Origin of the sequence: Celerinatantimonas marina (genome assembly GCF_046054165.1) — a bacterium.
Taxonomy (GTDB): Bacteria; Pseudomonadota; Gammaproteobacteria; order Enterobacterales; family Celerinatantimonadaceae; genus Celerinatantimonas.
Map to the genome: position 1 here is coordinate 24730 of NZ_JBFNXK010000012.1, position 19758 is coordinate 44487.

Consider the following 19758-nt stretch of genomic DNA (forward strand, 5'->3'; position numbering starts at 1 on the left):
CCTCATCATGGTCTTAAACATTGCTCTTCATCAGGCCTGCCTGATGTACTTTTTCAAGATGAGCAGACTCACAGATATCAACCTCTTCCGGCTGGACGTAATAATCTTTATCGTTGTCATAAGCACGTATCAAGAACGCACCGACGATCCCTAACAACCCAACGATAGCTAACCACCAGATATGCCAGATCATCGCAAACCCAAGCACGGTTGAACCGATACCGATATAAACCCCTGCGGTGGTATTTTTCGGCATATGGATCGGCTGATAGTGTTTCAGTTTCTGATACGCCTCTCCCCGTTCTTTCATCCCATCGAATTCATCTAAATCGTGAATAACTGGGGTTTGCGCAAAGTTATAATGTGGTGGTGGTGATGACAAAGACCATTCCAATGTCCGACCATCCCAAGGGTCACCGGTTTCATCCCGATTTTCATGGCGCTGTTTATAACTGACATAGAACATCAGCAACTGATGCACAATTCCAATTAAGATCAAGAACGCCCCAAAACCAGCCACCATCAGCCACGGGGTCCATTCTGGGTTATTGGTATGATTCAAACGTCGAGTCATGCCTAAGAAGCCCAGTACATACAGCGGCATAAATGAGAAATAGAAACCAATTAGCCAGAACCAGAACGCACGACGTCCCAGTTTTTCATTCAATTTGTAACCAAATACTTTCGGGAACCAGTAAGAAACACCCGCCAGATAACCGAATACCGCCCCACCGATAATGGTGTTATGGAAATGCGCAATCAGGAACAAACTGTTATGCAATAAGAAATCGGCTCCGGGCACCGCTAACAAGACCCCGGTCATCCCACCGATAGAAAACGTCACCATAAAGCCAATGGTCCAATACATCGGTGTTGCAAAGCGGATCCGCCCCCTAAACATGGTAAATAACCAGTTAAAGAGCTTAACCCCGGTTGGCACCGCAATAATCATCGTCATCACCCCAAAGAAAGCGTTGACGTTGGCACCGGAGCCCATGGTGAAGAAATGGTGCAGCCACACAATAAAACCGAGAAACGCAATGGAACCAGTCGCCCAGACCATCGATGTATAACCAAACAACCGCTTACTGCTGAAGGTTGGTACAATCTCCGAAAAAATCCCGAAGGCCGGCAAGACCAGAATGTAAACTTCCGGATGTCCCCAAGCCCAGAACAGGTTGATATACATCATCGAGTTCCCACCCCCGGTATTGGTAAAGAAGTGGAAATCAAGATAACGATCCAGAGTGAGTAGCCCTAAAGCTCCGGTCAAAATAGGGAATGAAGCAACAATCAGCACGTTCGCCCAAGTACAAGCCCAAGTGAACACAGGCATCTGCATCAGCTTCATGGTTGGAGCTCGCATCTTCAACACGGTGACCAGGAAGTTAATCCCGGTCAGGGTCGTTCCAATCCCGGATATCTGTAAGGCCCAAATATAGTAATCGACCCCCACCCCGGGACTGTACGTCAACTCCGACAACGGTGGATACGCCGTCCAGCCAGTACGAGCAAACTCGCCGACGCCCAATGAAATATTCACCAGGAGCGCTCCCGCGACAAACAGGTAAAAACTCAGCGAGTTCAAGAATGGGAATGCCACATCCCGCGCCCCAATCTGCAGAGGTAACACGATGTTCATCAATCCAATCATCATCGGCATTGCCATGAAGATAATCATGATCACACCATGCGCCGAGAAAATCTGGTCATAATGTTCAGGAGGCAAATATCCGGCCCCGCCATCGGTTGCCATAGCCAACTGAGTTCGCATCATGATGGCATCGGCAAAGCCACGGATCAGCATCACTAAGGCAACCGCAATGTACATGACACCAATTCGTTTATGATCCACACTGGTGAGCCAGTTATGCCACAAGATCCCCCATTTTTTGTAATAGGTGATGGCAGCGACCAGAGCGATCCCTAAAATGACAACGACACTAAGCGTTCCCATGACAATCGGCACATGCCAGGGAACTGCATCGAGCGTTAATTTTCCAAACATTATGATTTACTCCTTACCTGCTGATTCTTCTGCCAATGGCGATGCCTGATGCATCTCCATGGAAGCCTGAGGCATTTTCTTCATGGCAGGCATATTCATATATTGGTGAACGATCTGAGAGAACAGATTCGGTTTCACGGCAGAGAAATATTCCACTAAATGGTTTTCTGACGGCTTCGCCAACGCCTGATAGGTTGCATCATTCAGCACATGATTAGACTGACGAACTTGATTAACCCATTTTTCAAAATCGGCTTCGCTCGGGGTCGCAATGGCTTTGAATTTCATTCCGGAGAAACCTTCACCACTGTAATTAGACGACATACCATCAAAGGTGCCGGCTTCATTAGCAATCAGATGTAATTTGGTTTCCATCATGGCCATCGAATAGATCTGGCTTCCTAACTGTGGGATAAAGAATGAGTTCATCACCGATTGTGAAGTGACTCGGAAACGGATCTGTGTATCTTTAGGGAAGACCACCTGATTGACCGTCGCTATCCCTTGCTCGGGATAAATGAACAACCATTTCCAATCCAGAGAGACCGCTTGAATTTCAAGGGTCGGTGTCCCTTCTTTAACATCCAACGGCCGGTAAGGATCTAACTTATGTGTTGAAATCCAGGTAATCGATCCCAGCACGATAATAATGACGATCGGAATACCCCAGCAAAACAATTCAATTTTGCTGGAATGAGACCATTTCGGTTCATAGCGAGCATTGGTATTGGAGGCCCGATACTTCCAGGCAAAAACGAGTGTTAAGATGATGACGGGGATCACCACCAGTAACATCAGAATAGTTGCTGTAATAATTAGATTTTTTTCCTCAACCCCCACCTGGCCTTTTGGATCGAAAATGCCTCCCTGACACCCGGTCAAAAAGAGGGCAAGTCCGACAAACAGCATCCGATAGAGTTTCAGAAAGATTCCTTGTCTCATGTTACAACCCTTGCTAGATAGATAAGCAGCGCATTTATTATGGAATTCTCAGAGTCTTAGCCCTAAGCCCACTAAACCCGCATTACAGACACGTCTGTAGCTAAGTATTGTCAATGAACGCAAAATAGCAAAACTACCTAACACTTAAAGCGGTACTAATCGGAGCAGTGCATTCACAATACTTAAAAAGACATCAAAATATTTAACTTAAAGATAAATAAAGACACACAATTATAACATCTTTAAGGGGTTGATCTATTCTTCTTTCACGGATGCCATCAAAATTCTGTGAGATAGTAACTAGCTTGTTTAATTTTTAAACACATGTCACCCATCGGTAAAAATAATCAATTTCGAAAAAAGATAAAAACCAAGCGAAAGGGGGAAATTAAATCGAACAGAAGCAACCAAGAACAATTATTTTCTGTGGTTACCTGTTGTAAGCTATTGGTAAAATGAACAAAACCTGCTTTAAACTGTTGCAATACATTGAATTTAGCCCCATCAAAGCAGGTTATATAAATTGAGCGACCCAATCAATATTAGACCGCATCTTTAAAAGCACTTAGATAATTTCGATGACTTGATCCGACGCAAGGCGGGATTTAGGCAAAGCCGCATTACTATCCTGCTCACTATGATAGCCCAACGCGACAATCACCGTCGCACTCAAATCACGGCGATTCAGATCAAACTCCTGATCTAAAACCCGAAAATCAGCACCTTCGATAGGTGTGGCATCAATTCCCAGCGCACTAGCGCTCCAAAGTAATCCCCCCAGCGCGATGTAAGTCTGTTTTTCCATCCAGTATTGCAAATCCTTATGCACATACTTATGCAAATCCACATACCCTTGACGCCCTTTTGCCATTCCAATTCGGGCCTCTTCAGTAGCATAACGTCCATCTTGCTGCTCTTTGTTCAAAATAGCATTAAGATGCGCATCATCTAATGTGGTTCTCGTACACAAAACCACCACATGAGAGGCATTCATTATTTTCGGGGCGTTATAAGCCGAGACCCCCTGAGTCGCTTTGGCAATACGTGCTTTAGCACGATCATCACTGGCAACCAAGAAATGCCAGGGTTGAGAGTTCACTGAAGAAGGGCTTAACCGCAGACAAGCTAATAATTCATCCACTTGTTCCTGAGGGATTTTACGAGATGCATCATATGCTTTTGTGGTATAGCGAGTACTTGCTAACTTAACCGGATTCATGAACGCTCCTTACGGTTCAATACGTTCAAGTTGATGAACTGTTAATGGCTGTGCCAAATACGGTTCAACATCTTCAAGCATCTGTTGAAAATAACGGGTTTGACCATGAACACTCAATGCGCTGGCATCTTGCCAGGCTTCAACAAATACGAATTGCTGCGCATCTTCTCGGTTCTGGTGTAACTGATAACCTAAACATCCTGGTTCTTTACGGACTTTGGATACAATTCCAAGCAAAATTTGTTTAACTTGCTGTTCTGATCCAGGTTTAGCCTGTGCAATGGCCACAACGTGAATCGCAGAATCTAAAGCATTTGACATGATGAACCTCTATAATTGTGGGTTAATATTGACAATTCACTTTACTGCAAACCGATAAATATTTGTGGGAAATCTATACGCTATACCACGGCTCTTATCAAATTTAAAAACAGATTGCAGTAAAAATAACCAATACGGATCCATCATTATAATTCCGATACAGAACCTATAACATCCTGTTCTTTACGACTATTGAACGTATTCAAGCCCATGCACTTGAAATGAATAGAATAAATAGCCAAAGATATAGAAATTGGCTCATCATCAGCCAAACTAAAATCCAACAAATTCCGGATATAACAATCTAAATAAAACCGAGACCGAAAATGAAGGACAATATTGAGGAAAATTCGATCTTATTTATACGCCATGAGTAAGACAGTATAAATCAGCAAGCCCTTCCGGGTCTTGCTGAACAATAGTGACAGTTACATTTTATAAGTAATACTAAAATAATGCCCTGCACCAGTAGAACGACCCGCAAGCCCTCCATTTTTAAGACCATAAATAGTTTTAAATAATTTCAAACCATAGCCAATAGACCAATGATCTTTCACTAGGAATAATCCATTATAAAGATCACCACCATTTGAAACATTGACAGCTGAATTACCATGTTTAGCACTAAACAAATAATCTAAATACCCTCCGTATTGCAATGTCATCCCATTATCAAAGGTATATAAAGATTTTCCCCAGTTACCGGAAACCTGATAGCCATTCCATTCATGATCGGTCCAAACATAGCGTTTATAGAGATTTAAGCTTGAACGATCTAATCCCGGAACGGTAAGGTCAACCCCGAAGCCCACTTGAGTTTCATAGGTATCAGTTCCTTTATCTGCGGCATTGCCCCCATTAGCATTCGTGAGCGTCGCAATATAAACTTCTTTAACTGGACCAAAGCTAAGATCTTTTCCTGTAAGATCATTTAAAGAAAAACGAGGGGCGAATTTTAAAAATTGACGCGGGCTACCATATTTATCACTATCCTTTGAGTTTCTCAGGTTAAATATATCGAGATAACCATATAAATCGACCACACCTGAACGCCCACCGAATTCCATTTCAAGATAATCATGCGTATTGTGACCATCACCGCGATAGGGCAATTCATTCACGGCATACATTAAATTGAATTGCATCCAACGATAATCTTTGGCGTGAATATCTTTTTTTTCAGAGGGTGTGCTTTCAGCGGCAAAACTCACTGAACAGATCATAGTTAGTATTAGAGCTAAATATTTCATATTGTTTAATTCGATCGATCGACTCGATCAAGTCCTTTTAAAAGAGAGAGAAAGAAATGTGATTTAACACACGAAACATCAGTGACGGCCGCGCATTTTATCATCGGAAAAGGAAATATCAATGCCACGATAACGGACAAAACGATGGATCCCTATAAATATTTCACATCTTTATCATAATTTTGCAATTAGTTTTTAACATGAAAATTAATAAAATTTAATTATATAAACACACTCTCATATAACGTATAAATTACCTGATTTTAGTATTCACATGACTTCTGTATCATGGGTGTACAATGGTCTCCCTTATCCAAAGAGTCACATCGCCATGACAAAAGAATTCATAAATTATGCCAGTTATATCGATCACACATTGCTTAAAATGGATGCAACCGTCTCCATGATCGATGAACTCTGTGATCAAGCCATTCAGCATCAATTCTATGCGGTCTGTATTAATAGTGGTTATGTTGCTCAAGCCGCCCAGCGTTTAAAAAACAGTGAGGTGAAAGTATGCTCCGTGATCGGTTTTCCCTTAGGGGCCTGTATGACCCAAGTCAAGGTCTATGAAGCTCAACAAGCGATTGCAGCCGGAGCACAAGAAATCGATATGGTCATTAACGTAGGCTGGCTAAAAAGCGCTCTGTGGGATGAACTCCAACAAGATATTGCCGCCGTGAAAGCAGCTTGCCAGCAGGTTCCTCTAAAAGTCATTCTCGAAACGTGTCTGCTCACCCAAGAAGAGATTATTCATTGCTGTCAAATATGCAGCGATCTGGAAGTCGCTTTTGTGAAAACATCAACGGGCTTTAGCACTGGCGGTGCCACCGTTGAAGCCGTTCAGCTCATGCGAAATACCGTCGGCCCCAAAATGGGCGTTAAAGCATCAGGGGGGATCCGTTCAAGGGAAAAAACGGATGCAATGATCCAAGCTGGTGCAACTCGCATCGGAACCAGCTCAGGTATCGAGATTATAAAATCCTAATGGATTGGATCGGGATTCGATATTGTATTGCTATTCAAATCCGCAAAAGCGGATTTGAATAGATCAATTCTACTGTGCCGCTTTATCAATGGCTTGCTGTAAAACAGCGGCTGGCGCTGCACCAGCAACAACAGAAGTGTTCTCCACCGAGGCCCCTTTTGCGGGCATCACGATAAATGCAGGCGTCCCCTTAAAGCCGATACTCTGCGCCAGCATATAGTTATGAGCGATCACCGAACGATACGCTTTACTTGGAACAGAACCTAAAGAGCTTCCTAAAGCTTTATCAGCAACTGACTCAATATCCGCTTTCGTCAATTTACCTTCATTGTGGCCCGTCTGATAGATGCCATTATGATAACTTAAATACGCATCTGCACCTTTTTGCTTCCAGACCTCCAGCCCTGTAAATGCTGCAGTTGCAGAACTTTCCCAGCGTGAAGCAAAAATAGGCCAGTCTCTAAAAATAAATTTCACCTTCGGATTGGCCTTCACAAGTTTTTCAATCTCAGGGGCCATCTGGCTGCAGTAGTAACACTGATAATCAAAAAATTCAGTAACAGTTACTTTCGCATCAGCGGGTCCCACATGAGGAATTTGCTCTAATGCCATCAGCTGATGATGCATGCTTACCGCTTGAGATGTGAGTTGAGCCTGTTGCTGTTGCTGTTGCATCTGCTGTAATTTCTGGCTGGCCTGAAGTAAGACCTCTGGGTGTTCTAGCAAATAATCCGCAGCTATTTTACCGATTTGCTGCTGTTGCTCAGGCGTGAAATTTGTCACCGCTGCATCAGCAGCAACCAGGGTTGACGAGACAACCATTGCCGAAACAGCCACGGATAACTTCAATCGATTCATTATCATAAACTCTGTAGGGAAATATTTGGAATACCATATCGATAAGGAAGAGTAAACACAATTATAAAATTCAAAAAAGCGATTCATCCAATAAATAACGAATATATTATTAATATTTATATAGATATGATTAAATCACAAATATATTAATTATAAATTTTATTTATAATTAATAAGTTACATCTTTATCTATCATTTAATACGGAGAGTCTTCACAATCAAATGTTTTACTGATTAGCCATATATCTATACCCACAAAAACACCCCTAAAAAGATATTTTATATATTCATTAGCAATATATATCTCCATTTTTGCTTATTAACCTAAAAATAGATAAGCAATCATCTTAGGATGTCATAGGCAATCATGCCTTTTAAAATGGAGAAAACCATGAGTACTAATAAAAAAGAACTACCCTCATTTTTACAAACAAGTTTAGATTTTTATCTAAAAGACTTAATTAAATATGATGATCAACATCTAGTCGTTGGAGATAAGCCTAAAGTCGGCGATGTTGTTTTACAATCCAATGACTACTTATCACTAGCTAATAATACCGCTATCAGAGAGACACTTAAAAAATCAGTCGATCTCTGCAACGAAAGCATTTTGATGTCAGCTGTATTCGTTCATAAAGATGATAGTAAACCAACCCTTGAAAAGCAATTATCAAGCTATGTTAATTTTGATAATTGTCTGTTGTTTCAATCAGGATGGAGCGCCAATACCTCCTTACTCCAAACCATCTGTACCGAAGATGTGAATGTCTACATCGATTTTCTGGCACATATGTCTCTTTGGGAAGGGGCTCGCAGCGGTGGAGCCAAAATCACTCCATTTCTGCATAATAATATGCGGCATCTCGAAAAAATGATTAAACGCAATGGCCCTGGAATCATCATCGTTGATTCAGTCTATAGCACCGTTGGAACAATTGCCCCGTTAGTGGAACTCGTTGCTATCGCTAAAAAATATAATTGTGCCACTGTAATTGATGAATCCCACTCGCTGGGTGTTTATGGTAAACATGGCGCAGGGATATTAGATGAACTCAATCTGTCATCGGAAGTCGATTTTATGACAGCCAGTCTGGCAAAAACATTTGCTTATCGGGCTGGTGCGGTCTGGGCTAATAATAATTTCACCCAATGCATTCCCTACGTTGGATATCCCGCTATATTCAGCTCCACCATGTTGCCATACGAACTGGATGTGTTAGAAAAAACGCTACATGTCATCCAATCCATGGATGATGCTCGTTCATATCTATTCAAACAGTCACAAAAACTAAGAGCTGGATTCCGAGACCTAGGGATCACCATTCGAAGTGAATCACAGATTATTTCTATCGAAACAGGAGAAGAAGACAATACCTATGAAGTCAGAAAATATTTAGAAAAAAATGGGGTGTTTGGTTCAATATTTTGTCGGCCGGCAACCTCACCCAAACACAGTATTATTCGCTTTTCTGTAAACAGCTCTTTAACCGATGCCCAAATAGATAAAATATTAAGCACCTGTTATTCAGCTATTCATTCAGAACACTTGTACATTAAATAATAATTTATAGCCCTGGAAATCCAGGGCTATATCCACAATTGTAATTTATTGACTAATTGTTCTTTTGTCGATGGTTTAATCAAATAATCATTCATCCCGGATGCTATTAATTTTTCAATCGTTGACTGTTGATCATCTCCAGTATGACCTATAATAGGAATAGTATTATAATGTTTATCTGATCTACGAATTATTTTAGTAATTTCAATGCCATTCATTACAGGCATTTCTAAATCCATTATAATAATATCGACATCTTCTTCATCTAAAATATGAATTGCTTCATCACCTTGCATCGCTTGATAAGCAATATATCCATTATGTTTAAGTAATAATGATGTTAAATTTAAAATAGAACGATTATCGTCAACAACCAGTACCTTTTTATAATCATGACTATAATTGTCATTATTAACGTTATTTGTTTTTTTATTTGAAAATAACATTTTAAAAATTATTTTTCGACTATTATCAATAAAATCTTCATATTTAAAAACATATTTATTAATTTTTCGTTCATCATCTGTCAGATAAATAACTCTATTGCACTTGCTAATATTATTATAAATTTCAGACGTGACTCTATCTAAATCAACTATATATAAGTCATTATTTTTCTTATATAAATTTGATTGGACATCCATTATGTCAAAACAACTATAATTAACGCATTCATTACTCAATAATTTATTTACTGCTGTAGAATAGGATGACAACGTATTTCTTAAATATATAATACTTTTCTTATCCATTATAGAATTTATAAGTTTACGCTGTTTTTTAGTTCCGTGAGCAGGAAAAACCAACTCAAACTCGGTCCATTCACCATATACCGAATGACAAAAAATATCACCGCAAAAAGCACTCATAACCCTTTTACAGAAGGGTAATCCTAATCCAAAACCATTAGTTTTCCCATTTGTATAAAAATCATCAAAAATGAACTTTTGTTCGTCTTCATGGATACCCTTTCCATTATCTAAAAAGATTAAATGATTGGTATCTCCTCTATTATATACATATATATTAATCATAAATTCATTATTTTTCTTATAGTAAAAAGAATTTTTCATTAAATTAAATATTGTATATATCAGTAAACTCTCACTGCCTAAATACTCAAAATCATCTTCTATCTTAATTTTTATTAATTCTTTATCTTTGTTATTTTTATATCCAAATGATTGGACAGCTTTATCTAAAGTTTTTTTAATAGAATTTATTTTGAAGTTATCTATAGATATCCGGGTTTCATCAATGGACATTAATAAAATTTCGATTGTTTCTAATGCATCATCAATCGTTTGAATAGATTCAGACAAAACTTTATCTAACTCATATCTATTTTTTTCTTTATTTTTAACTAAATCTTGAAATAAATATAATGAATGCTTTAATGCACTTAACGGATTTCTCATTTCATGAGCAATTCCAACACCAAAAGATTTGGTCGTTGATATTTTCGTTTCACTTTTTGATTTATTTTTAGTGTAGCACAAATTACCGAATATATAAGAGAAAAGGAAAATAGGTATATACTGCCATTTAACCTCGTCTAAAACAGCATTCCCTTGAATCATCCAGCTAAATAAATAAGAGATCAAAAAAGATATTACAGATTGAGTGAGTAATATCCGTGTATCATAAATAGTCAATATATGAAGAAATAAAGCAGCCATCAATGACATAGCCCAAACGTCGGACCAATGATTCATAAACATCATAAAGCTAAAGAAAAAAGGTAACCCTATCCCCATGACAATAACATAGTAATAAGGTTTATATTCATTGAGTTTTGATGGTAAATATTTATGAATAGCTAAGGGGAAAAATAATAAAGAACAAATCAATCGGATAATTAGGGAGTCATAGGGTTGCGGATATAAATAATGCCAGACATAGTAATAAATCGGATAACCTGTAACACCAAGCCATCCGATAACTGACAAATTTGACTCTGAAGTTGTATAAATTTTTTTTATAGCACCCATGTCATTCAATTTCACCCATTGAATCCATGGTGAATTCTACTTTATTTTTTTGACAAAAAAAACATTAATGCTATTTCTCTTATAATCCATATCCTATCAAGGACATTCCCATCATAACTTTTTTAGAATTTAACCCTAAAATAAGTTGTTTATATAACCTATTTCATCTATTTCATGTCTCAAAATGCAATTATATGAAATAAATATGAAATAAATATGCAATCTCATAGCATAAAATAGTATTCTCACTTAACTTAAATCTGTCTAAGTCACTCCTAAATTTTATTCTTTTAGATAAAATACCTTTTCATAACCCATTCAAATCGTTCACAGAGTTTCTTGATCATTGGGAATTAACACAACTTTACCAAATGCCTGATGACTTTCTAATAATGAATAGGCTTGCTGAAAATCAGAAAAACAATATATTTCAGAGAGTTTAGGAAGAATGATATGACGAGCAAGCAATGTAGCAATTTGTTGCATATCTAAATAATTCGATTGCATCAGTACAAAATAAAAATTTTTATCCTGTTGTCGGGCTATCGAACCAATATCAAACTGATGCGGCAACAATGATACTAAAGTCCCTCCTCGTTTTAGATATTTTAGTAAGTGAAGCGTATTTTCACCACCGACACAATCTAAAATAAAATCAAAATCATGAGGATATAAAGATCCATCGGTATTTTCATAGCCCAAACAATGATGCGCCCCCGCAGCCAAAACAGTATTCATTTTCATCATGGATGAAACCCCCACAACTTCAGCACCTAATGAAACGGCTATTTGCACAGCCATGTACCCCACACCACCGGATGCCCCATAGATCAAAACCTTATCACCTTGCTGGAGTTGAGCGTTTCTGGTTAAAGCTTGCCAAGCCGTCAACCCCGTCATTGAAGCCGCCGCACAAACCAAATGAGAAATAGATTCCGGCTTATGCGCTAAGTGACTCGCAAAAACAGCCACATATTCGGCATGCGTTTGCCCAAGTCCAGGAAAACCAACACAGCCAAAAACGTGATCCCCCAGCATAAATTCAGTGACATCAGAACCACAGCCGACCACTTGTCCGGATAGGTCCCACCCCAAAATAAATGGCGGTTTCACCTCAAAATGATTGGCCGCGCCCTGTCCTATTCGAGTTTTAATGTCGATAGGATTAATACTTGTAGCCTCAACCCGCACTAAAACTTGGTTAGGCAATATTTCAGGAATAGCGACTTCAGCTAGCTGAAGCTTATCTAGCGCCCCAAAAGCAGTCACAACAATGGCTTTCATGTAGATCCCTCGTTTAAATATAATAACAAGCTAGGGATCATAAACGGGTGTCATAACTGTTAAAATGCAGCAATAACACCTTATACTGCTGCAATAATGCAGATAGGCAACAAAAAATGAACTGGGATAATTTACGCTACTTTTTAACCATTGCTCGCACAGGAAGTGCCCGAGCCACTGCGGCCGAGTTGAAAGTGGATCAAGCCACGGTTGCCCGTCGCTTACAGAAACTTGAAAAAGAAATGGGGATTTTATTATTTAAGCGATACCCAGAAGGATACACGCTAACTGAGGCGGGTTTAGCATTGCTTCCTGAAGTAAAAGCCATGGAATTAGCGACACTGAATATGACTCACAAACTCAATAGCATCGATCCCATGCTCTCGGGTCCGATCCATATTGCGACGACGGATGTACTCGCCCACTATTTCACACTGAATGCCGCTGTCCGACTTAGAAATAAGTATCCCCAAATAAACGTCATTATTTCATCGAATATTAAAATCGCAGACATACGCTATGAAGATATCGATATGGCTATTCGTAGCGAGCGACCAACAGATAACGGACTGATTATCCGTCATCTATGTCAGACAACCCTGGGTATCTTTGCAAGCCAATCATATTTAAATCGATATGGGATCCCCAAGAAAGGTCATGCTTTTTCTGGCCATCACCTCGTCATGTATAACAGAAAAACACTCCCGGGATACTGGCAATCACTCTGCGGCGAATCATTAACACAAGCCCAGATTGCTCTTGAAACTGACTCCCAAAGCTTATACATCGAAGCCATTTGCCGAGGGCTCGGGATCGGCGTTATTTCCATCGATATTGTCGCCGATAATCATCCAGATTTAATCCAAATTCTTCCAACGTGTACAGAAACTAAAGATATCTGGCTCGTTGTTCATCCTCAAATGCATCCGGATCCACGAATCCAGGCATTGATTGATATCATTGTGTCTGAATTTGAAAATAAAATAACCAGCAAATAATGCGTGGTAGAACTCATAATTAAATACATGTTGGAAGATATAAATCTCCCTACTGTTATTCCTAAACAGGGAATATGGACTAAGAGCAGTTGAGCTTTTATGATTGGATTTTGTTCCATTCAACGCGTTCGCATAAGCTCTCGCCAGTGGTATCCATGAACGAAGCCAGCAGGGTGCAACCATGTTCAGCATTCGTTTCAATGAACGGGTGAGACAACATCTGACCTTGATTTAAATCAGGCTGATGTTGGGCCGTATAGAGCTCCTCCATAAACAACATCTCATGTCGAAGGGCTCAAGCTCAGATCACTGCAAAAATCATCAAATGGATCGAGGAGATAAACATTGAATAGTAACCTTGTCACTACAAACTGGTTAAATGATCATTTACATGATCCTGATTTAGTCATTCTGGACGCTACCATAGAACTGGTGCAGAAAAATACGGATGCGGCCCCAATATCCGATCGAAAATACATTCCCGGAGCCGTGTTTCTTGATATCGAGAATGCTTTTTCTCGTCAGGATTCGACTATTCCCCACACCATGATCAGCGACCATGAGTTCCAAAAGCTCGTACAGCATTTAGGTATTTCTCAGGATTCAGTGGTCGTGATCTATGATGCTCACGGAATTTACTCGGCCCCAAGAGGGTGGTGGATGTTTAAAATGATGGGACATGAACAGGTTTTTGTCTTAAATGGGGGATTACCAAAATGGCTTGCTGAAAAGAAACCCGTCACCACAGAAGCATCGACCATTCAGGCAACACCATCAAATTGGCAAGGACACTATCAGCAACACTTTATCTGCGATAAAGAACACATTAACTCGGTTTCACAAAATCATCAGGCCACCATTATTGATGCCCGTAGTCATGGACGATTTACCGCAGCTGAACCAGAACCTCGGGCAGGATTACGCTCCGGCCATATTCCAAGTGCCATCAACATTCCGTTTGAATCGCTCTTGGATCAAGGCTGCTACAAACCTCGCTCAGAATTAAACGACTTGTTTTGGGCTCATCATGTCCAATTGGATCAACCCACTTATTTTTACTGTGGCTCAGGAATTACAGCCTGTATCGTGCTTTTAGCGGCCTGTGAATGTGGATTAGAAAAATGCTGTTTATATGATGGCTCATGGAGCGAATGGGGAGCCGATTCGTCACTTCCGATTGCGACAGAATGACATCCTTTAGTCGATAACTCCGTTATAAATGATCATATGAAACGATATCTGCATAAGATATCGTTTCACCCATCCATAACGATTCACAACCCCATTAATGAGATAATTCTAAAGGAAATTTTTCCAGCCAACATAAGAAGATAAAAATTGCCCAGTCATTTCTTTTCAATTTTTTATTTACAACTCGATTCTTTAAATTACTTAAATAACTCGATGAAAAAATATTTAATGCGATTTCACCATGAATAACGTCTTTAAAATGATTATTTAATATGCCATTCATCCAATGAGAATAGGGCATCTCAAAGCCTGTTTTTTTCCTATTCCAAACTTCAATAGGTATAATGTCTTTTACACTATCAATAAAAACTGATTTTAATGTACCATTTCTAATTTTAAAGTTATCGCTGAGGCTAAAAGCCAATTCAACGAGTTTATGATCAAGGAGTACCGGGCGAAGTTCCAAAGAGTGAGCCATACTCGTTACATCATTATCTCTAAGCAACGTATTGAGCATATAACCATCTATCTCTGCTTTACTGATTCTTTGAGTTGATGAAAGATTGGGAAATGTAGGACAGTTATTAATAGGAAACTTATTTAATAAAATAGAGTGCACATTTTTATGTATCGCGCGTTGCTGTTCTAAGGCAAGCTCTTCATCAAGAGCTACATAATTATATTTTTGAGTCAATCTATTGGGTCGTAAATGCTCTAACTGCTTAGCTAAAAGAGAGATAACCCCTTCTTTCTTATGTGCATAATGGCTAATCATTTTAAAATGAGGGTATCCTGCAAAAATTTCATCTCCTCCCAAACCACTTAAAGCGACTTTGATTTCTTTAGCTGTTTCAAAACTCACGATATAAGTATTTATACCGTCAATACTAGGCTGATCAATACTAGCTATAAATCCATCAAAAATGTTTGCTATATAAGCCTCATCGATCATGATATTATGATGAGAACAGCCAAGTTGCTTAGCTGTTCTTGACGCTATAGCTGTTTCATCTTCTATAGTCGTTTTGTTTTTAAAACCCACACTAAAAGTATTTATCGGTGTCTTGCTATATTGTTTCATCATTGCGACAACAGCTGTAGAATCTACTCCTCCACTCAAAAAAGCACCGACCTCTACGTCTGCAACCATATGATATCTAGTAGCGATATCCAGTTCTTCTCGTACCTTGATGATAGCTTCTTCATAACTTTCAATTTTAGGTAGTTTTGCCGACTCTTTTATATAATCATAATAGCGTGTTATTTTGTACTTTCTATCCAACCCAACGACCATACAATGACCCGGCATCAATTGATAAACACCATTTAGAATCGTATTAGGTTGTTTGACTGATCCATATTGAAAATAGTCATTAAGGGCTTCTAAAGATAATTTATTAGATATAAAATTCGATTTAAAAAATGGCCTTAATTCTGAGCTAAAAACAAACTGCCCTTCTAAAAAGGTATAAATAAGTGGTTTAATCCCAAATCGATCTCTAGCTAAAAAAAGGAGTTCTTTACATTTATCATAAATACAAAAAGCAAACATCCCTCTAAATTTATTGACACATTCATCACCCCAATGAATATAACTTTTGAGCACGACCTCTGTATCTGATTGGGTGCGAAATTTATATCCCAAAAGGATAAGTTGGTGTTTTATTTCTTGATAATTATAGATTTCTCCATTAAATACAATTACATGATGACTATTTTCATCATTCATGGGTTGATCTGCAGAATCAGAAAGATCAATGATCGAAAGCCGTGTATGCCCCAATATCAAATTTTTTACGTCATTAGAATAAATGCCGTGACCATCTGGACCTCTATGCTGTAGTTCACGAGGAAAAATAGTGGCTATTTTTTTGTAATTTAGGCTTAATCCGCCATATATACTACACATGCTTATTTCCTAAAATATGATTAAAATCAGATATGTAGTTTTTACAGATACTTTCCCAGGTTAAATTGTTCGCGACGTACTCTCGTTGTTGTTTAGCTATATTTTTATATAATTTCGTATGAATCATATGTTCTATTAGCTTAGCTAATTTAAAAGTATCTCCGACTTCAAAAACCGTTTCAGGGCTAATAGTTCTGACAATTTCACTAATGCCACACCCAGTTGAAGTTAACACGGCAGTACCACATCCCATAGCTTCAAGAGGAGCATGCCCCCAAGTTTGATTATCATTGGGGAAGATAAAGATATCTGAGGACAAATACATATTATACATTTCCTCATCATTTTTAGGAAATTCTAAATCTAATTGTATATTATCATTATTTAAAAGATCTGGATAACTTTCAATACACCATTGATAATATGATCTATCCGTTATGGGTGAATTTATATAAATAAAGACCTTGTTTTTAACAGAATTATCCAAATTCATATACATATCAAAAATATCATGAACCCTTCGATAATTAATAAATCTTGTTAATAAAAATATGATAGTAATATCATCCGATAAATTAAATTTTTCTCTAATTTTATTTTTTTTATTATAATCTATAATATTTTTAGGAATCCCACCTCTTCTGATCACAGGAGTTTTACCATATAATTTTTGATATCTTTTAGACATTCTATGATCAAGCACCGCTGACTTATCGACATACTTATTTATGATATATTTATCATATTTAAAATAAATCCGCTGAAGTAATATGTGACGAATAAAAGAACTACGATGCTCTTTCTTCCATTCAAGAAACCATTTTTCTATAGAATCATAACAAAACCAATAGATTGGAATATTCTTAATTTTTTTATATTCTATGGCCGCATAAACAGATAATGGTTCTTCATGAGAAAAAATCAGATCATAATCTGTATTACTTTCAAAAATTAAACTAGCTACTTTTTTTGAATTTTTATGAGTTGAATACAAAGAAAACAAATAATCAATTCCAAAAACATTAACTATTTTCTTCACTGATTTATATTTATATATTTTCTTTAATATATTTTTAAAAATGTGATCTTTTTTATTAATTTCACTTTCATTTAAATTATATTCACGACTATGGACTTTTTGAATATTTAATTCTGATGTTAATTCTGGATAACATATATTTTTATTATATTCATAACAATATATATCAACATCCATTCCTAAACACTTTAGACCATTCGCAATTTCAATGACATATCGCTGTGAACCACCTCGGCCATCTAAGTGAGAATGAATTAGAGCTATTTTCATAACCAAATCTATTATCCTTAACAGTTATACTATTTTATAAGAGCATTAAACACATAGTTAACATATGTATTCATTTACTTATTTTACATGTTGTAAAGTACTCACCATAATTTCCTCTACCTTTATAAAAATTAACTAACCCAAAATGAGCCACAAAGAGAATAATAGAAATTATGGCGGTAGACAACGCAGCCCCTAAAATTCCATATTTGTTTGTAAAATAATAATTCATAACAATATTAAGCACTCCAGATAATGTATTTACGGGTACTGCAATATAACTTTTTTCATATATTTGATAAAATCCAGTCATCATCATACCCGCGATCTGAAAAAAGGATGCTAATACTAACAGCCATAAGAAACTTAAAGATTTGATATAGATAGGTTGGATAAAATAAGTTGCCAGTATATATACTAGCGCATAAAATGCCCCACCTAGCAGTATAGATATACCAAAAAAAATAAAAATAATTTTATAGGCTCTTTTAAATGATATATCTAAATTTTTCTCTTTAAAAAAATAGGGTAACCAGACACTTTGAAACGAATAAAAAATTAACATCAAAATATTAACAATTACTATAGCAAAACTAAAAATCCCCAAAAAAGAACTATCTAATAGTTTTCCTATTACTAATCTATCACCAAAGTTTATAAAAAAATTTGAACAACTTCCTATCGCAACAGGAAGACCATTTATCACACCTCTTTTATAAAATTCAATTGTTCTATTTTTAAATTTAAAATTATTTTTTTTAATAAAAAATCGATAATATAGAGTTATAATTATAAAATAACTCATCAACATTGCTAAAATTCTTGATTCATTTTTCGGTAAAGGTAATAGGTATAAAAAACATAACGATAATATATTAATAATAAAAAATTCAACTATAAGTTTTATTTGCACAGTTTTAATATTTTCTGATTGATATAAAAAAACCATAATTAATTGATTTAATGCCCTTAGCATTGATAAAGCCAACATGCTATAAAAAATAACATCATTAATCGAATTATTTGGAAATATATTAAATATATAATTTTTAAATATTATTAATATGCAGCAACAAAATATAAATGATGTGAATACTATTAATTGAACATTTTCAACTAACGCATCTTTTGTATATTCACTGCTATGATAAAAACGATTTATTGTTGTATATTGTCCAAAACCAAAAATAAAAAACATAACTTCGACAATAGATATTACATAGCTATAATTACCAAACTCTTCTGGTGACATAAGATTTAAATAAATAGGGAGTAGTAAAAACCCTACGCTTTTTGTTAAAATATTAATACTAAAAAGCTGAATAAATCTTTTTTTTATTTCTGTAATTTTCAATTAAAAAATCCACCAACATAATATTTAGCTATTCCCATGGATCATTGCTAAAAAATAACAACTAAAAAGATAATCCCATAAATCTATCTATTTTTACAATATATATCTAACATAGCGTGATCTGACCATCATTGATGCCGCATGAGACAATCGAAACTTTAATTTTAGAAGGCTACCGCCCCAGGGTCACAGCTCCCAGAAAACTTGTTAGGACTTAATGATGATTACGTAGGATTAATTGTCGTTCATATCATCTAAAACATCCAGCCGGCATAAACCACCGAATCAAACCATCATCAATCTCATCAATATAAATGACCCATTTTTGGCCCATCCAGTCCAACGGGATCAACCCACTTATTTTTACTGTGGGTCAGGAATTACAGCTTGTATTGTGTTGTTAGAGTCAAGGATATATTATGAAAATAAGTGAATTATCTAGAAAAACAAACGTAAGTATCAGAATGATTCGTTACTATGAGAAAAAAGAACTATTACAACCGACACGCACTAGTTCTGGCTACCGTTGTTTTAACAAGGATGATATATAACTAATTGATAAATTTAATCTTTTT

Annotated in this window: 17 protein-coding genes; 5 read left to right on the forward strand and 12 right to left on the reverse strand. The window is 37.0% G+C overall.

The features are described from left to right. Nucleotides 1–13: 13 nt before the first annotated feature. The 5 genes from cyoB to ABUE20_RS13345 all read right to left on the reverse strand — a co-directional run bounded on the left by cyoB (nucleotide 14) and on the right by ABUE20_RS13345 (nucleotide 5740). A complete protein-coding gene (cyoB, locus tag ABUE20_RS13325) occupies nucleotides 14–2014 on the reverse strand; it encodes a cytochrome o ubiquinol oxidase subunit I (protein ID WP_408620528.1) in 2001 nt (666 codons plus the stop codon). After that, nucleotides 2015–2950, reverse strand: a complete 936-nt coding sequence (gene cyoA, locus ABUE20_RS13330; protein WP_408620431.1) for a ubiquinol oxidase subunit II — start codon at nucleotides 2948–2950, stop codon at nucleotides 2015–2017. Nucleotides 2951–3515: 565 nt separating this feature from the next. Then, nucleotides 3516–4169 carry an oxygen-insensitive NAD(P)H nitroreductase gene (nfsB, locus tag ABUE20_RS13335; protein WP_408620432.1) on the reverse strand — a complete coding sequence of 218 codons (654 nt, stop codon included), beginning with the start codon at nucleotides 4167–4169 and terminating at the stop codon, nucleotides 3516–3518. Nucleotides 4170–4178: 9 nt separating this feature from the next. Further along, nucleotides 4179–4490, reverse strand: coding sequence for a putative quinol monooxygenase (locus tag ABUE20_RS13340; RefSeq protein ID WP_408620433.1), 312 nt, complete (start codon nucleotides 4488–4490; stop codon nucleotides 4179–4181). A 428-nt stretch (nucleotides 4491–4918) separates the two neighbouring features. Continuing rightward, nucleotides 4919–5740 (reverse strand): nucleoside-specific channel-forming Tsx family protein, encoded by an 822-nt coding sequence (locus ABUE20_RS13345; protein WP_408620434.1) that lies wholly within the window; start codon nucleotides 5738–5740, stop codon nucleotides 4919–4921. A 331-nt stretch (nucleotides 5741–6071) separates the two neighbouring features. Here ABUE20_RS13345 and deoC point away from each other — a divergent pair, with 331 nt between their 5' ends. Next, nucleotides 6072–6728, forward strand: a complete 657-nt coding sequence (deoC, locus tag ABUE20_RS13350; protein WP_408620435.1) for a deoxyribose-phosphate aldolase — start codon at nucleotides 6072–6074, stop codon at nucleotides 6726–6728. Between the two features lie 69 nt (nucleotides 6729–6797). Here the strand turns inward: deoC and ABUE20_RS13355 are convergent, their stop codons facing one another. After that, nucleotides 6798–7586, reverse strand: a complete 789-nt coding sequence (locus ABUE20_RS13355; RefSeq protein WP_408620436.1) for a DsbA family protein — start codon at nucleotides 7584–7586, stop codon at nucleotides 6798–6800. Nucleotides 7587–7953: 367 nt separating this feature from the next. On the opposite strand from ABUE20_RS13355, the gene cqsA reads away from it, so the two are divergent. Further along, the gene (gene cqsA, locus ABUE20_RS13360; RefSeq protein ID WP_408620437.1) at nucleotides 7954–9147 is read left to right on the forward strand and encodes an alpha-hydroxyketone-type quorum-sensing autoinducer synthase; all 1194 of its coding nucleotides are present in this window, start codon (nucleotides 7954–7956) and stop codon (nucleotides 9145–9147) included. A 26-nt stretch (nucleotides 9148–9173) separates the two neighbouring features. Here the strand turns inward: cqsA and ABUE20_RS13365 are convergent, their stop codons facing one another. Continuing rightward, a complete protein-coding gene (locus ABUE20_RS13365) occupies nucleotides 9174–11153 on the reverse strand; it encodes a hybrid sensor histidine kinase/response regulator (protein WP_408620438.1) in 1980 nt (659 codons plus the stop codon). 312 nt (nucleotides 11154–11465) lie between these two features. Further along, nucleotides 11466–12422, reverse strand: coding sequence for an NADP-dependent oxidoreductase (locus ABUE20_RS13370; protein ID WP_408620439.1), 957 nt, complete (start codon nucleotides 12420–12422; stop codon nucleotides 11466–11468). 116 nt (nucleotides 12423–12538) lie between these two features. On the opposite strand from ABUE20_RS13370, the gene ABUE20_RS13375 reads away from it, so the two are divergent. After that, complete coding sequence (locus ABUE20_RS13375) at nucleotides 12539–13420, forward strand: LysR family transcriptional regulator (protein WP_408620440.1); 882 nt, start codon at nucleotides 12539–12541, stop codon at nucleotides 13418–13420. Between the two features lie 97 nt (nucleotides 13421–13517). On the opposite strand, the gene ABUE20_RS13380 is transcribed toward ABUE20_RS13375, so the two are convergent. After that, nucleotides 13518–13691 (reverse strand): hypothetical protein, encoded by a 174-nt coding sequence (locus tag ABUE20_RS13380; RefSeq protein ID WP_408620441.1) that lies wholly within the window; start codon nucleotides 13689–13691, stop codon nucleotides 13518–13520. 74 nt (nucleotides 13692–13765) lie between these two features. Here ABUE20_RS13380 and ABUE20_RS13385 point away from each other — a divergent pair, with 74 nt between their 5' ends. After that, a complete protein-coding gene (locus tag ABUE20_RS13385; RefSeq protein WP_408620442.1) occupies nucleotides 13766–14611 on the forward strand; it encodes a sulfurtransferase in 846 nt (281 codons plus the stop codon). A gap of 94 nt (nucleotides 14612–14705) precedes the next feature. On the opposite strand, the gene asnB is transcribed toward ABUE20_RS13385, so the two are convergent. From asnB to ABUE20_RS13400, 3 genes are all read right to left on the reverse strand, one after another. Beyond that, nucleotides 14706–16520, reverse strand: a complete 1815-nt coding sequence (asnB, locus tag ABUE20_RS13390; protein ID WP_408620443.1) for an asparagine synthase (glutamine-hydrolyzing) — start codon at nucleotides 16518–16520, stop codon at nucleotides 14706–14708. Further along, nucleotides 16513–17829 (reverse strand): glycosyltransferase family 4 protein, encoded by a 1317-nt coding sequence (locus tag ABUE20_RS13395; RefSeq protein ID WP_408620444.1) that lies wholly within the window; start codon nucleotides 17827–17829, stop codon nucleotides 16513–16515. The genes asnB and ABUE20_RS13395 overlap by 8 nt, the downstream gene beginning before the upstream one ends. 70 nt (nucleotides 17830–17899) lie before the next feature. Further along, nucleotides 17900–19183: a lipopolysaccharide biosynthesis protein gene (locus ABUE20_RS13400; protein ID WP_408620445.1), complete on the reverse strand. Its 1284-nt coding sequence runs from the start codon at nucleotides 19181–19183 to the stop codon at nucleotides 17900–17902. Between the two features lie 419 nt (nucleotides 19184–19602). Between ABUE20_RS13400 and ABUE20_RS13405 the strand changes: the two genes are divergently transcribed. After that, nucleotides 19603–19734, forward strand: coding sequence for a MerR family DNA-binding transcriptional regulator (locus ABUE20_RS13405; RefSeq protein WP_408620446.1), 132 nt, complete (start codon nucleotides 19603–19605; stop codon nucleotides 19732–19734). The last annotated feature ends 24 nt before the right edge of the window (nucleotides 19735–19758 follow it).

What these genes read in the sequence shown, in the direction of transcription:
- ABUE20_RS13380 (WP_408620441.1), bottom strand. Translation starts at nt 13,691, where the DNA reads ATGGAGGAGCTCTATACGGCCCAACATCAGCCTGATTTAAATCAAGGT.
- deoC (WP_408620435.1), top strand. Translation starts at nt 6,072, where the DNA reads ATGACAAAAGAATTCATAAATTATGCCAGTTATATCGATCACACATTG.
- ABUE20_RS13355 (WP_408620436.1), bottom strand. Translation starts at nt 7,586, where the DNA reads ATGAATCGATTGAAGTTATCCGTGGCTGTTTCGGCAATGGTTGTCTCG.
- ABUE20_RS13340 (WP_408620433.1), bottom strand. Translation starts at nt 4,490, where the DNA reads ATGTCAAATGCTTTAGATTCTGCGATTCACGTTGTGGCCATTGCACAG.
- ABUE20_RS13405 (WP_408620446.1), top strand. Translation starts at nt 19,603, where the DNA reads ATGAAAATAAGTGAATTATCTAGAAAAACAAACGTAAGTATCAGAATG.
- ABUE20_RS13395 (WP_408620444.1), bottom strand. Translation starts at nt 17,829, where the DNA reads ATGAAAATAGCTCTAATTCATTCTCACTTAGATGGCCGAGGTGGTTCA.
- cqsA (WP_408620437.1), top strand. Translation starts at nt 7,954, where the DNA reads ATGCCTTTTAAAATGGAGAAAACCATGAGTACTAATAAAAAAGAACTA.
- nfsB (WP_408620432.1), bottom strand. Translation starts at nt 4,169, where the DNA reads ATGAATCCGGTTAAGTTAGCAAGTACTCGCTATACCACAAAAGCATAT.
- ABUE20_RS13370 (WP_408620439.1), bottom strand. Translation starts at nt 12,422, where the DNA reads ATGAAAGCCATTGTTGTGACTGCTTTTGGGGCGCTAGATAAGCTTCAG.
- cyoA (WP_408620431.1), bottom strand. Translation starts at nt 2,950, where the DNA reads ATGAGACAAGGAATCTTTCTGAAACTCTATCGGATGCTGTTTGTCGGA.
- asnB (WP_408620443.1), bottom strand. Translation starts at nt 16,520, where the DNA reads ATGTGTAGTATATATGGCGGATTAAGCCTAAATTACAAAAAAATAGCC.
- ABUE20_RS13375 (WP_408620440.1), top strand. Translation starts at nt 12,539, where the DNA reads ATGAACTGGGATAATTTACGCTACTTTTTAACCATTGCTCGCACAGGA.
- ABUE20_RS13345 (WP_408620434.1), bottom strand. Translation starts at nt 5,740, where the DNA reads ATGAAATATTTAGCTCTAATACTAACTATGATCTGTTCAGTGAGTTTT.